General features: G+C 66.8%; 12 protein-coding genes. 9 read left to right on the top strand and 3 right to left on the bottom strand.

Translation table 11 applies throughout. The annotated features are described in order from the left end of the window. The first annotated feature begins 68 nt into the window (after positions 1-68). The 4 genes from BM397_RS12350 to BM397_RS12335 are packed head-to-tail and all read left to right on the top strand — an operon-like array spanning position 69 to position 2,599. Positions 69-653: a flagellar basal body-associated FliL family protein gene (locus BM397_RS12350; RefSeq protein ID WP_092424390.1), complete on the top strand. Its 585-nt coding sequence runs from the start codon at positions 69-71 to the stop codon at positions 651-653. Next, positions 650-1,591, top strand: a complete 942-nt coding sequence (locus BM397_RS12345; RefSeq protein WP_092424388.1) for a flagellar motor switch protein FliM — start codon at positions 650-652, stop codon at positions 1,589-1,591. The genes BM397_RS12350 and BM397_RS12345 overlap by 4 nt, the downstream gene beginning before the upstream one ends. Continuing rightward, entirely contained in the window at positions 1,575-1,940 is a 366-nt protein-coding gene (locus BM397_RS12340; protein ID WP_092424386.1) for a flagellar motor switch protein, read from the top strand. The genes BM397_RS12345 and BM397_RS12340 overlap by 17 nt, the downstream gene beginning before the upstream one ends. A gap of 5 nt (positions 1,941-1,945) precedes the next feature. Further along, entirely contained in the window at positions 1,946-2,599 is a 654-nt protein-coding gene (locus tag BM397_RS12335) for a MotE family protein (RefSeq protein WP_092424384.1), read from the top strand. A gap of 201 nt (positions 2,600-2,800) precedes the next feature. Here BM397_RS12335 and BM397_RS12330 read toward each other — a convergent pair whose 3' ends face one another. The 3 genes from BM397_RS12330 to BM397_RS12320 form a co-directional block, all read right to left on the bottom strand. Continuing rightward, complete coding sequence (locus BM397_RS12330) at positions 2,801-4,501, bottom strand: ABC transporter ATP-binding protein (RefSeq protein WP_092424382.1); 1,701 nt, start codon at positions 4,499-4,501, stop codon at positions 2,801-2,803. Positions 4,502-4,602: 101 nt separating this feature from the next. Continuing rightward, entirely contained in the window at positions 4,603-6,711 is a 2,109-nt protein-coding gene (locus tag BM397_RS12325) for a TonB-dependent receptor (RefSeq protein ID WP_092424380.1), read from the bottom strand. Positions 6,712-6,745: 34 nt separating this feature from the next. After that, entirely contained in the window at positions 6,746-7,669 is a 924-nt protein-coding gene (locus tag BM397_RS12320) for an AraC family transcriptional regulator (RefSeq protein ID WP_092424378.1), read from the bottom strand. Positions 7,670-8,077: 408 nt separating this feature from the next. On the opposite strand from BM397_RS12320, the gene BM397_RS12315 reads away from it, so the two are divergent. From BM397_RS12315 to BM397_RS12295, 5 genes are read left to right on the top strand one after another with little or no spacing between them, the layout of a single operon-like run. Next, positions 8,078-8,878, top strand: a complete 801-nt coding sequence (locus BM397_RS12315) for a creatininase family protein (RefSeq protein WP_092424376.1) — start codon at positions 8,078-8,080, stop codon at positions 8,876-8,878. A gap of 10 nt (positions 8,879-8,888) precedes the next feature. Next, a complete protein-coding gene (locus BM397_RS12310) occupies positions 8,889-9,707 on the top strand; it encodes an ABC transporter ATP-binding protein (RefSeq protein WP_092424374.1) in 819 nt (272 codons plus the stop codon). Continuing rightward, on the top strand, positions 9,688-10,551 hold the full coding sequence (locus BM397_RS12305; RefSeq protein ID WP_245696063.1) for an ABC transporter permease: 864 nt from the start codon (positions 9,688-9,690) through the stop codon (positions 10,549-10,551). Before BM397_RS12310 ends, BM397_RS12305 begins: the two co-directional genes overlap by 20 nt. Positions 10,552-10,553: 2 nt before the next feature. After that, complete coding sequence (locus BM397_RS12300; RefSeq protein WP_092424370.1) at positions 10,554-11,723, top strand: amidohydrolase family protein; 1,170 nt, start codon at positions 10,554-10,556, stop codon at positions 11,721-11,723. Next, a complete protein-coding gene (locus BM397_RS12295) occupies positions 11,720-13,111 on the top strand; it encodes an FAD-binding oxidoreductase (RefSeq protein ID WP_092424368.1) in 1,392 nt (463 codons plus the stop codon). The genes BM397_RS12300 and BM397_RS12295 overlap by 4 nt, the downstream gene beginning before the upstream one ends. The last annotated feature ends 22 nt before the right edge of the window (positions 13,112-13,133 follow it).

The raw sequence follows: 13,133 nt of genomic DNA, 5'->3' as shown, positions 1-13,133 counted from the left end.
CTGCTTGCTTAATTTGAAGATTCCACGCATAGTCGAACAAGATTAACCACCACTTTCAAAGACGGTCCATGGCTGACGCGACAATGACCGAGAGCAATACCGACGGCACCTCAAAGCGGGGGAAGCTGGTGATCGTCCTTGCGATTGCCTTCGCTTGTGCCGTGGCTCTTCTGGCCGGGCTGGTGGCTGCGGCCGGGCCGGAACGGCTGACCGCGATGATTTCCGGTAAGGATGCGCCGCAGGATCAGGCTGCAGGACACGCGCCGTCGGCCTCGCCCGCCGCCTCGCCAGCGGCGATCGGTGCGGGGGGCGCTGGGTCCGGGACGACCAAGAACATCATCTCGCTGCCGTTCCAGGAAATCATCGTCAATATCACGGCGACCACCGCGACCGGGCGGCAGACCTCGCGCTTTCTCAAGCTGAACCTTGCGCTGATCTACGACAATTCGATTCCGGGGGCCGAGGCCATCGAGAACCGTCAGCTTTTCCTGCGTGACAGTTTCCAGGACTACCTGCGGCAGCTCAACGAGAGCGACCTGCAGGGGTCGATCGGGCTGGCCCGGCTCAAGGCCGAACTGCTGCGCCGCGCGCGGGCGATCACCGACAGCGAGGCGCCGCTGGAATTTCTCATCGCGGACCTGATCATCCAATGACCGAGCAAAGCACGATCACCATCGACACGCGCGCCGTCGAGGAGCTGATTGTCGAACGCGCCAAGCGCTCCTACGCGCGGCTGCCGATGCTCGAGGTGGTGTTCGACCGCTTCGCCCTGTCGCTGGCACAGGTGCTCAAGGCCTATCTTGGGGCCATGGTCGACGTTTCGCTCGACAAGGTCGACTACCTGACGTGTCAGGATGCGATCGACTCGCTGTCGGAGCCTTCGCTGATCGGCGTGACCGAGGCGGCGGAATGGAGTGGCACAATCGCGGCGGCGCTGCGGCCGGAACTGCTCTATTCGATCCTCGAGATCACCTTCGGCGGTCGCACGGTGCCGGAAAGCCCGCGCGCCCCGCGCAGCTTCACCAGCATTGAAAAGCGCATCGGCAAGGCGTTCTGCGAGGAGACGCTCAAGGAGCTTTCGGTGGCCTTCGAAAAGGTCACGCCGGTGAGCTTCGAGATCAGCCATCTGGAGACCAACCCCAAGGCGCTGCTTCTGGCGCCGCCGACAAGCTCCTGTGCGCGGGCGGTGCTGCGGATCAATATCGAGGACCGCATCGGCGAGATGGTCTTCCTGCTGCCGACCACAGCCCTCGACGCGGTGAGCGACGTGCTGTCGCAGAACTTCACCGGCGGGCAGCTCGGTGGCGACACCGGCTGGCGCATGAAGCTGACCGACAAGCTGGGCACCACCAACATTCCGGTTGCCGCGGTCCTCGGAGAGGCGCGGATCTCGCTGCGCGAGGTGCTCTCCTGGGTGCCTGGGCAGGTGCTCGACCTGGGGGTGCAGATCGATGATCCGGTCACCCTTTGCGTCACCGGCAAGCATATCGCGCGGGCCGAGGTGGGGCGCCGAAAGAACGGCAAGATTGCCCTCAAAGTTTCTGAAAAATTGTACGAAGAAGAGGATTTGCCCAATGTCCTTCTTGATTGACATTGCCATTCTGGTGCTTCTCGTCGGGACGCTGACCTACGCTTGGGTCGTGGATCGTCGCGTCCGGGTGCTGATGGCGGCGCTGCGCGACCTGGAGCCGATGATCGGCAGTTTCTCTGCTGCGGTGGACAAATCGGAATCGACGGTTTCGGCCCTGCGCGATGCTGGCGAACAGGCTGCGGATTCCCGTGGCCGGCGCCAGCGTGAACCGGAGTTGAGCCGCGGCGAGGCGGCCTCGTTCCGCACCACGCGCGATCGCCCGAGCCGCCCCGTGGGCACGGCCTCCGTCTCCGGAAAGTCCGAACTGGTACGCGGGTTCTTCGAAACCGTGCGCAACCGCGAGGCCTGAGACCCATGCGCCCCATCACCTTCCTCCTCATCGGCCTGGCCGTCGCCGTGATTGGCAAGATCGGTGTGACCCTGGCGAACGAGCCGCAATTCGCCGCGAAGACGCAACAGCAGCAGCCGGAGCAGACCATGTTCGTTGCCGCGGCTTCTGCCGCGAGCAGCGAGCCGGAGCCGGCTCCCGTGCCGGGCGCCGCCACCGAGGCCGCCGCGGATCCGGCGATGCTCTGCGAGGGCGGGCCCGAGGAACTGCTTGCCTCCATCCGTGCCGAGCGCGAACTTCTTCTGGCGCAGAAGGACCGCTACGCGCAGCGCGAGGCGGAACTCGATCTCGCGCGCGAAACGCTCGAGGTCGAACAGCAGCAGCTGGCGGATCTGAAGGTGGAACTCGAGGGGCTGCTCGAGAAGGTCAAGGCCGCGCATACCTCCGACGTCGACCGGCTGGTCGCGCTCTATCGGAACATGAAGCCGAAGGATGCGGCGACCATCATGAACGATCTCGACATCGAGGTCTCGGTCATGGTGCTGGGCACGATGAACGAGCGCGACGCGGCGCCGATCATGGCGGCGCTGAGCCCGGTGCGGGCGCGGGCGATCTCGCAGATCATCCTCGAACGCTCGAAGCTGCCCGGCGACCAGCGCCTCGACGACATCCGTCTCTGATCCAGGTTCCCTCGTGAAGGCGCCGGCCCGTGTGTGTGGGTCGGCGTCTTTGCATGTCCGGCGACTGGCAAGGGTGCGAAAGGGGATTTGATATGGAGGCGCGCGGGGGCTCTGCCCCCGTCCGCTGTGCGGACTCCCCCGGGATATTTTGACCATGTGGAAGCAGGAGAGGCGCGCCGCTCGAGCGCCTCGCCGCGGCTCTCAGCTTGCCAATTCGTAGTAGGCGGCTTTTGCCTCGATCAGCGCATCGTGGCTGCCGCGCTCGACCACGCGTCCCTGCTCGAGCACCACGATGTGGTCGGCGTCACGCACGGTGTTGAGCCGGTGCGCGATGACCAGCGTGGTGCGTCCCACCGCCAGCCGCGACAGCGCCGCCTGCACCTCGCGTTCGGTGGTGCGGTCGAGCGCCGAGGTTGCCTCGTCGAGCAGCAGGATGGGCGGGTTCTTCAGGAACACCCGGGCGATGGCCACGCGCTGCCGCTGCCCGCCCGAGAGCATCACCCCGCGCTCGCCGACCACCGTGTCGAGGCCGTCGGGCAGAGTCTCGACGAGCGGACCAAGCTGGGCATGGGCGACGGCGGCGCGAATCTCTTCCTCGGTCGCGCCGAGCTTGCCGTAGGCGATGTTGGCGCGCAGCGTGCCGCCGAAGAGGAAGACGTCCTGCGACACAAGCCCGATCTGGCTGCGCAGCGAGGCGAGGGTCATTTGGCGGATCGGGATGCCATCAATGCGGATCTCGCCGCCCGTGGGCTCGTAGAACCGCGGCAGCAGTGCCATCAGGCTAGACTTGCCTGCGCCGGAGGGGCCGACCAGCGCCACAGTCTCGCCGGGGTTGATGTCGAGCGAGACCTCGTGCAGCACGCCGCGCGCGCCGTCATAGGCGAAGCTGACCTTGTCGAAGCGGATCTCGCCCCGGAACGCCGGGGCGGGGGCGGCATCGGGTGTGTCTGCAATGTCGGCCTCGGTGGCCAGTAGCTCGGTGTAGCGCCGGAAGCCGGCGATGCCGCGCGGGTAGGTCTCCATCACCGCGGCGATTTTCTCGAGCGGTCGGAAGAAGACGTTCACCAGCAGCAGGAAGCCGATGAAGCCGCCCTCGGAGAGCGAGCCATTGAACACGAAGCCGGCGCCGGCCACCATCACCACCACCTGCACCATGCGCATGCCGCTGTAGTGCAGCGCGCTGAGCTTGGCGAGGATGCGGTAGGCGTCGAGCTTGGTCTCACGGTAGCGGCGGTTGTCCTGCTCGAAGAGCGCACGCTCGTGCCCCTCGTTGGAGAAGGCCTGCACCACGCGGATGCCGCCGAGGCTTTCCTCGAGCCGCACGTTGAAAGCGCCGACGCGGCCGTAGATCGCCTGCCAGGTCTGGGTCATCCGGCCGCCGTAGACGGCGATCAGCCAGACCATCACCGGCACGATCACCAGCGTCATCAGCGCCAGCGGCAGGTGGATCCAGGCCATGAGGCCGAAGGCCCCGGCAAAGGTCATGACCGCGATGAAGAGGTCCTCGGGGCCGTGGTGGGCGACCTCGCCGATCTCCTCGAGATCGCGGGTCACCCGCGCCACCAGCTTGCCGGTCTCGGCGCGGTCGTACCAGCCCCAGCTCAGTTTTGTGAGATGCGCGAAGGCCTTGCTGCGCATTTCTGTCTCGATGTTGATGCCCAGCATGTGGCCCCAGTAGGTCACCACGATCATCAGACCCGCGTTGATCAGATAGACTGCCACCAGCCCGATGGCCGCCAGAATGGTCAGCGTCCAGTTGCCGCCGGGCAGCAGGTGGTCGATGAAGCCGGCGATGGCGAGAGGGAAGGCGAGCTCGAGCAGCCCCGACAGCACGGCGGAGCCGAAGTCGAGCCAGAAGAGCCGCATGTGCGGGCGGTAGTAGGCGAAGAACTGGCGCAGCATCCGGCTGTCTCCCGAGGGTCCTGGTGCACTGCTGCCCAGAAAAGGCAGCGAGGGGCCCCGCATCCATAGACGCGGGACCCCGGCTTGTCAGGTGAAAGCCATCACCATTTGTAGGTCAGGCGCGCCTGCACCGTGCGGCCGTCGCCGTAGTAGCAGCCGTAGTACTGGGTGCAGGAGGCGACATAGGCTTCGTCGGTCAGGTTGCTGACGTTGACCGAGAGCTGCATGTCCTCGGTGATCGCGTAGGAGGCCTGCAGGTCGAACAGGGTGACCGAGTCCAGTGCCATGGCGTTCGGCGCGTCGCCATAGCGCTCGCCGATGTAGCGCGCGCCGCCGCCGAGGGTGAGCCCGGCCAGCGCGGCATCGGGAGCGAAGCTGTAGTTGGCCCAAAGGCTGGCGTTGTGCAGCGGCGCGTTGGGCAGTTGCTTGCCCTCGTTGTCGCCCTTGGTCTGCTCGGTGAGGTTGCGAGTATAGGCGCCGCGCAGGGTCCAGCCATTCTCGAGATCCACGGTGCCCTCAAGCTCGAGCCCCTGCGAGCGCACTTCGCCGATCTGCGAGTAGGCATATTCGCTGTCGCTCGAGGCGGCCAGCACGTTTTCCTGCGTCAGCTCGTAGAGCGCCGCGCTGAAGAAGCCGTTGAAGCCGAGCGGCTGGTACTTCACGCCCAGCTCCCACTGTCGGCCGGTGGTCGGCTCGTAGGTCTTGCCAAGGTAGTCGGTACCGAGTTCGGGATCGAAGGAGGTGGTGAAGCTGAGGTAGGGCGCAACGCCGTTGGCGAATACGTAGGAGAGCCCGGCGCGGCCGGTCGTGGCCTCGTCCTTGCGGTCGGCGTCATAGGGCACGCCGCCGAGGGAGACATCGCCGCTCTGCTCGGCCCAGTCGTGGCGCAGCGCCAGAGAGGCGCGCCAGTTGCCGATCGCCATCTCGTCCTGCGCGTAGACCCCGAGCTGCGTCAGCGTCAGGTCGCGCTGCTGAACGTAGCCGACTGCGGGCAGGCCGGCGCTGTCGTCGGGATGCGCCGGGAAGGGAGTTCCGCCGGGATAGTAGAAGCGCGTCTCGTCGTCCATTCCGTAGCGGCGCAGGTCGAGCCCGAAGAGCAGGGCGTGCGCCACCTCGCCGGTCTCGGCGTGGCCCCTGATCCGGAAGTCGAGGTTCTGGGTGAAGTTGTCCTCGTGTTGCCTGGTGACCACCCGGTCGACGAGGCCGTAGCTGCTCATCGCGGTATAGACGTTGTAGCCGGTGAAATCCCAGTCGAACTTTTGGTAGCGGAAGCTCGCTTCTGCGCTCCAGTCCCGGTTGATCTGATGTGCAAGCTCGAAGCCGAGGTTGAGCACCCGGCGGTCGCTCTCGTCCACGTCGGTGTCGCCGCCGTAGTAGTCGCGCAGGTCTTCGTCATCCTCCTCGCCGATCAGCTCGTAGGGCACGCCGGTCGGGGTGATCGGGCTGTCCTTCTGCCACGAGCCGAGGAATTGCAGCGACGTCTCCTCGGTCGGCTCCCAGCGGGTGGCGAGGCCGAGGTACTGACGGCTGTTCTCCAGCTCCTCGACGTCTTCCTCGCTCTCGCGGGCGACCGCTGTGACGCGGGTGGCGAAAGTGTCGGAGAAGACGTGGTTGTAGTCGACGAAGGCCTCGGAGGCCTTGGGGTCGCCGACGCCGACGCCCGCCTCGCCGAAGCTGAGGAACTGCGCGCGTTTCTGCACTTGATTGATCACCCCGCCCGGGATGCCCGAACCGTAGAGCACCGAGGCCGGGCCCTTCAGTACTTCGATCCGCTCCAGCGAGTAGATCTCGAAGGAGGGCGCTCCGAAGTCGCGCAGGATGCGCAACCCGTTCAGGTACTGCGCGTCGCCGCCGTCGAAGCCGCGGATGGTGGGCGCGTCGAAGCGCGGGTCGGTGCCATAGGGCTGGGCGGTGACGCCGGCGGTGTAGCCCAGCGTGTCGCCCAGCGTGGTCGCGCCCTGGTCCTCGATCTGTTCCCCGGTGATCACCGAGAGCGACTGCGGCGTTTCGAGGATCGGCGTACCGGTCTTGGTCGCGGTCTGCGCCGTGGTGGCGACGTAACCGGGCACCGGGTCCGACGGGTCGTATTCGCCCTCGAGGACGATCTCGCCGAGATCAAAGAGGTCGGCGGTGGATTGTGCCTGCGCGGCCCCGGCAAGGGCAAGCAGGCTGGCACTGGCCAGATAGGACAGGCGGAGGGTGCTGGTCATGTCACGTCCCACGATACGGAATTTTTCCGAGTAATTAGCTCGGGATTTTTGTTGGTGATTGAACCAGACCGCCGTGGTTTGTCGAAATCGCGCGCGTTCTTGCCCGGCGCCAGGCGCCGGGCGTCTCTCCGAGCGCGCTGCGGAAGCTCCGCGTGAGATGCGCCTGGTCGGCAAAGCCCGTGGCGGCCGCGATCTCCGCGAGGCCCTGGTCGGTGTCGGTCATCAGCCCCATGGCGGCCTCGACCCTCAGCTGCGTCAGCCAGCGCTGCGGTGTGGTCCCGAGGCTCTGCTTGAAGGCGCGGGTCAGCCAGCTTTCCGAAAGGCCGGCGAGCTCGGCCAACTCGCCGACCTCGATCTTGCGGTGCAGCGCGGCGAGCGCGTGGCGGCGCAACTCGCGGATCACGTGCGGAGGCAGGCCGCCCCGGCGCGGTTCCGCCTCGGTCTTGCCCAGATCGAGCACTTCGCACAGCAAGGCCGTGAGCAGGCCATCCAGCATGACGTCCGGGCGGGAGGGGGTCTGCACTTCCTCGGCCAAGAGCGCGGCGAGGGGGGCAGCGCGGTCCGGTGCGGCGAGGAAATGCGCTTCTTCCATGCGGCTGGCGTCGCCGGCGTTTCGCAGGCGCTGGCTAAGGGCCCCGGCTTCGAGGTGGAAGTCGAGGTGCGCATAGTCCCGGTCTTGGGCAAGCGCGCTCCAGAGCGGCATACCAGCGGGAATGTAGAAGGCCCCGACGCCCTGCATCCATGGCCCGTCTGGCGTGGTCCGAAGTTGCAACGCGCCCGAGGGCTCGCCGAGAAAGACCACCAGCCGCGGATCTGGAGAGCGATAAAAGCCGCCGCCGCCCGCAGCGCCATGCACGTGCCAGACGTCGGCGATCGCACCGCCCCAGCGCCGCCAGTGCAGCGGGCGCGTGGGTTCGATGGCTCGGGTCTGCGAAGTCATGCGGGGCATGAAGGTCATGGCGGCTCGCGTCGGTCGGGCAGGAAGAGCGCGGCGCTCGGATCACAAGGGTCCGGATGCCGACAGGGTCTTTCGGCACAGGCTGCCCGAAGGCACCGGGGCAGGGCTGTGTCGGTGCGGAGGTTAGTCATACCTGACAGCTTTAGTCAAGCAATGGGCCCTGTGCCCGCCCGATGCGGAGGATTCGTCAGCCTGCCACTCTGGAGGCGCGATTGGACGCTGGAGTCCGCCCTCGCCGGTCCGGGGATCAGGCAAAATGCACAAATCAAAGGCATCAAATCGCGGCATCTTCACGGGCGACCCAAGGTCTTCGCCAAGGCAACGGATTTTTCATACCATTTGGTTTGATCGCTTGCTATGAATCCTCCCAATCGCCGCACGGCGGCAAGATCGATGAAAGGGCAGGGCATGAAGCGATACTGGGCAGACTACAGCAGCAGGGAGTTTGCCGCGCTCGACCGCGAGAAGCTGATCGCGGTCCTGCCGCTTGGTGCCATCGAGCAGCACGGTCCGCATTTGCCCATGTCGGTGGACACCGCCACGGTTGAAGGCGTGGTCTCGCGGCTTGCCGAACACCTTCCCGAAAGCAGCCCGGTGGTCTTCCTGCCGACGCAGGCGGTGACCAAGAGCAATGAGCACAGCGCCTACCCCGGCAGCCTGACGCTCACGGCTGAGACGCTGCTGCGGGTCTGGACCGAGATCGGTGCCTGCGTGGCGCGCTCGGGCGTGCGCAAGTTCGTCCTGCTCAACGGCCATGGTGGCAACATTCCTGCCATGGACATCGTCGCCCGCGAGCTGCGCGAGAAGCACCACATGATGGCTTTCTCCCTGAGCTGGTTCGCGGCTGGTATGCCCGAGGGGATCTATTCCGAGCGCGAGCTGCGGCATGGCATCCACGCCGGGGACATGGAAACCTCGGTGATGCTGACGCTGGACCCCAAGAACGTCGACATGTCCCACGCCCGCGACTTCCCCTCGCAGGCCGAGGTCTGGGCCGCCGAGACCCCCTCGATTGCATTGCCCGGCCCCGCGAAACCCGCCTGGCTGACGCAGGATCTAAGTAGCGCAGGCGCCTGCGGCGAGGCACATCTCGCGAGCGCCGAGAAGGGTGCCGCGACGCTCGATCACGCGGTCGCCCGGCTCACCCGGATCTTCGACGAGATCGACCGCGCGCCGCTGTCGCGGCTCGATGCGCATCCCGACTGGTAAGGAGCCCACCATGCCCCTCGACACCACCGCGCAGGGCGCTGCGCAGATCGAGATGTCCCACGTCTTCAAACGTTTCGACAATGGAACGCTGGCGCTGCAGGACATGGACCTGACCATCCGGCAGGGCGAGTTCGTCAGCCTGCTCGGCCCCTCGGGCTGCGGCAAGTCGACGGCGCTGCGGATGATCTCGGGGCTGCTGTCGCCGTCTTCGGGACAGATCACCGTCAACGGCCACGCGCCCGGCAGCGCGGGCAAGTCAGCCGGCGTGCAGGGCGGCGATGTCAGCTTCGTCTTCCAGGAGCCCACGCTGATGCCCTGGGCGACGGTCTTCGACAATGTCTACCTGCCGCTGAAACTGCGCGGGCTGAGCCGCCGCGAGGCCGAGGCGCAGGTGACCGAGGCGCTTGAGATGGTGGGCCTTGCCAAGTTCGGCGGCAGCTACCCGCGCGAGCTTTCGGGGGGCATGAAGATGCGGGTCTCGATCGCCCGCGCCATGGTCACCAAGCCCAAGCTGCTGCTGATGGACGAGCCCTTCGCGGCGCTCGACGAGATGACCCGCTTCAAGCTCAACAACGACGTGCTGAACCTGTGGCGGCGCAACGGGCTGACGGTGATCTTCGTCACCCACTCGGTGTTCGAGAGCGTCTACCTGTCGAGCCGCGTCGTGGTCATGGCGCCGCGTCCCGGCCGTGTCGTGCACGACCTCGCGCTACCGGATGCCACAACGCGTGACGCGCACTACCGCACAACGCCCGAATACGCCGAGACCTGCCGTCTCGTGTCTGACGCACTCGAAGGGACCATGGACGATGTCGACCTCAACCACTGACCCCGTGACCATGTCCCCGCAGGCCGCCCCCTCGGAGGATCCGGCGCTGCGCGCGGCCCGGAGCGAGCGCCGGATGCGCATCCTGATGCCCTGCGCCGCGCTACTCTGCGCGCTCGGCCTCTGGGAATTCCTCGTGCGCTACAACGAGATCCCGCACTACCTGATCCCGGCGCCGAGCCTCATTCTTGAGACTCTCTGGAAGGATGGGCCGTCGCTGCTGTCGAGCGCTTGGTTCACCGTAAAGCTGACCCTGCTGTCGCTGGGGCTCGCGATCATCGGCGGGGTGGCGCTGGGGATGGTCTTTGCCCTGTCGCGTACCATCGAGATGAGCCTGTTCCCCTTCGCGGTGATCCTGCAGGTGACGCCCGTCGTGGCCATCGCACCGCTGATCCTGATCTATGTCGACAGTACTTTCGCGGCGCTGCTGATCTGCGCCTGGATCGTCGCCTTCTTCCCGATCCTGTCGAACACCGCCATCGGCATGCGCAGCGCCGACCACAACCTTCGCGACCTCTTCACCCTATATGGCGCGACCAAGTGGCAGCGCCTGCGCTACCTGCTGATCCCTTCGGCGCTGCCCTACTTCATGGCCGCGCTGAAGATCGCCGGCGGCCTCGCGCTGATCGGCGCGGTGGTGGCGGAGTTCGTCGCGGGTACCGCCGGACAGAACACCGGTCTGGCCTCGCGCATCCTCGAGTCCAGCTTCCGCAACGAGATCCCGCGGATGTTCGCGGCGCTCTTGCTGGTGTCGATGCTGGGCATCCTGATCTTTCTCGCCACCTCCTGGCTTTCGCGCGCCGTGCTCGGGCACTGGCACGAGAGCGAGATCAAGCGGCAGGGCTGAGCATGACCACGCTGAACGGCGTCGCGCTGGCCGGGCGTGACGGGCACTGGGACGTGATGCTGGAGGGCGCGCGCATCGCCGCGCTTTCCGCGTCCGAGGGGCAGGGGGGCGGGCTTCTGCTGCCCTGCTTTGCCGACGCGCATGTCCACCTCGACAAAACGTTCACCGCGGCGCGCGTCCCGAACCGCCCGCAGTCGCTGCACGAGGCGATCGAGCTGATGGCCGGGGACAAGCCGAACTGGACCCCCGATGACCTGCGCCAGCGCGCCGCGCGCGGGCTGCGCCGGGCTTTTGCCAATGGCACCAAGGCGATGCGCAGCCATGTCGACTGGACCGAGGCCGAGGTCCCGAAGGCGCTGCCGGTGCTGCGCAGGCTGGCCGAGGAATGGCGCGGCAGCGTCGATCTGCAGCTTGCCACGCTGACCCCACTGGACGCCTTCACCGAGCACGGCGAGCGGATCGCGCGCGAGATCGCCGGGACCGGCGCCGTGCTGGGCGCCTTCGTCTATCGCAACGAAGACATCCCGGCAAAGCTGCGCAGGGTTTTCGATCTGGCCGAGAAATACGACCTGCAGCTCGACTTCCACGTCGACGAGGGGCTCGACCCGGAAGCGCAGGGGCTCGACGCGATCCTGCAGGAGACCGAAGCGCGCGGCATGGCGGGCCAGGTTCTGGCGGGCCATTGCTGTTCGCTCTCGGTGCGTCCCGAGGGCGCGGTGGCCGACTTGCTCGGCCGAGCAGGGGAGGCGCGTATGGCGCTCTGCGCTCTGCCGACCACCAACGCTTTCCTGCAGGATGCCACGCCCGGACGCACGCCGCGGCTGCGGGGGCTCGCCCCGGTCCACGAGGCACGCGCAGCCGGGATGCCGGTGATGCTCGCCTCGGACAACGTCTGCGATCCCTTCTACCCGCAGGGAGACTACGACCTCTTCGATGTCTACCGCATGGCCGTGCTGGCGGGGCACCTCGACCCGGCCAGCTGGCTGACCAGCGTCACCCAGACCCCGGCCCAGTGGCTCGGCCATGACGTCGAGATCAAGGCCGGCGCCCCTGCCGATTTCATCCATATCGCCGCCACCGGCCTCGACGATGCGCTGAACCGCCCCCGCGCGGTGCGTACCGTCTGGCGCGGTGGCGCCCCCATCCCCGAGACCTCCGGAGACTTCGCATGACCGACACGCAACTGGCCAAACCGCAGGGCCTCCATGCCGCGGCGCTTGCCGCTCTGCGGCAGGACCTCGACGGGCTGCGCTTCTACGATGACGAACGCGCGCTCGAGGCGCGCTCGAAGGATTACTTCTGGTACAGCCAGATCCTCGACGCCGAGCTCAAGGACAAGCGCGCCGAGCTGGTGGTGATCCCGCAGGACCAGGACGAGGTGATCCGCGTCGCAACTGCCGCCGCCCGCCACAAGGTGCCGGTCACCCTGCGCGGCGGCGGCACCGGCAACTACGGGCAATGCGTGCCGCTCGAGGGCGGGCTGGTTGTCGACCTGACGCGCCTCAACCGGATCCTCGAGATCACCCCCGGCCATGCGCATGTCGAGGCGGGCATCCGCATGTCGAAGCTCGACGACGCGGCGCGCGAGACCGGGCAGGAGCTGACCATGTACCCCTCGACCCGCAGCCTCGCCACCATCGGCGGCTTCATCGCGGGCGGCTCGGGCGGCATCGGCTCGCTGCGCCACGGCATGCTGCGCGACGAAGGCAACCTCACGTATCTCAAGGTGCTGACCCTCGAGGAAGAGCCGCAGGTGATCGAGCTGCGCGGGCAGGACGTGCAGAAGGTGCACCACGCCTATGGCACCAACGGCATCGTGCTGGAGGTGGGGCTCGCGCTCACCCCCTCGACCGACTGGCTGCACACCGCGGCGCTCTTCGACGGCTACGACAAGGCGCTGCGCTTTGCCACCGCCGCGCAGGAAGATGGCCTCGATTGCTACCTGCTGACCCCGGTCGAGCGCCGTTTCGCGCCCTATTACCGCAAGTTCGAGGGCTACTTCCCCGAGGACCGGGACGCCGTCTTCGCCATGGTCGCACCGTCGGACATGGACCGTTTCCGCGCGCGGGCCGAGGCCGAGGGCGCGACGATCTCCTTTGCCATGACCATGGACGAGATCCATCAGAACCGCCTGCAGCCCGCCTATGAATGCGGCTGGAACCACACCACGCTGCAGGCCCTGAAGGTGGACAAGGGCTGGACCTACCTGCAGGTCGCCTATCCGCGCCCGTTCGACATCGATCTGGTGATGCGCCAGATGGCCCGCTACGGCGACGAGATGTTCTGGCACCACGAGATGGCGCGGCAGGACGGCGAGATCCAGATTTTCGCGCTGCCGCTGGTGCGCTTCCGCGGCAAGGACGCGATGTACGCGCTGATCGCCGAGCTGGAAGCAGACGGGTGCACGATCTTCGACCCGCATGTGGTCACCATCGAGGATGGCGGCATGAAAACGATCGACACCGCACAGATCGACTTCAAGAAACAGGCCGATCCCTACGGGCTGATGAACCCGGGCAAGACCCGGGGCTGGCGCCCTGAAATGGCGCGCAGCGCATAACAAGACCCTTCTACCAACAGGA

It is taken from the genome of Alloyangia pacifica, assembly GCF_900116195.1.
GTDB classification, from domain to species: Bacteria; Pseudomonadota; Alphaproteobacteria; order Rhodobacterales; family Rhodobacteraceae; genus Salipiger; species Salipiger pacificus.
The sequence above is the reverse complement of the archived record's forward strand: the minus strand, read 5'-3'. Positions and strand labels throughout refer to the sequence as shown.

Bases quoted from the DNA above. Each gene is read 5' to 3' on its own strand.
- BM397_RS12350 (WP_092424390.1), top strand. From the start codon at position 69: ATGGCTGACGCGACAATGACCGAGAGCAATACCGACGGCACCTCAAAG.
- BM397_RS12345 (WP_092424388.1), top strand. From the start codon at position 650: ATGACCGAGCAAAGCACGATCACCATCGACACGCGCGCCGTCGAGGAG.
- BM397_RS12340 (WP_092424386.1), top strand. From the start codon at position 1,575: ATGTCCTTCTTGATTGACATTGCCATTCTGGTGCTTCTCGTCGGGACG.
- BM397_RS12335 (WP_092424384.1), top strand. From the start codon at position 1,946: ATGCGCCCCATCACCTTCCTCCTCATCGGCCTGGCCGTCGCCGTGATT.
- BM397_RS12330 (WP_092424382.1), bottom strand. From the start codon at position 4,501: ATGCTGCGCCAGTTCTTCGCCTACTACCGCCCGCACATGCGGCTCTTC.
- BM397_RS12325 (WP_092424380.1), bottom strand. From the start codon at position 6,711: ATGACCAGCACCCTCCGCCTGTCCTATCTGGCCAGTGCCAGCCTGCTT.
- BM397_RS12320 (WP_092424378.1), bottom strand. From the start codon at position 7,669: ATGACCTTCATGCCCCGCATGACTTCGCAGACCCGAGCCATCGAACCC.
- BM397_RS12315 (WP_092424376.1), top strand. From the start codon at position 8,078: ATGAAGCGATACTGGGCAGACTACAGCAGCAGGGAGTTTGCCGCGCTC.
- BM397_RS12310 (WP_092424374.1), top strand. From the start codon at position 8,889: ATGCCCCTCGACACCACCGCGCAGGGCGCTGCGCAGATCGAGATGTCC.
- BM397_RS12305 (WP_245696063.1), top strand. From the start codon at position 9,688: ATGTCGACCTCAACCACTGACCCCGTGACCATGTCCCCGCAGGCCGCC.
- BM397_RS12300 (WP_092424370.1), top strand. From the start codon at position 10,554: ATGACCACGCTGAACGGCGTCGCGCTGGCCGGGCGTGACGGGCACTGG.
- BM397_RS12295 (WP_092424368.1), top strand. From the start codon at position 11,720: ATGACCGACACGCAACTGGCCAAACCGCAGGGCCTCCATGCCGCGGCG.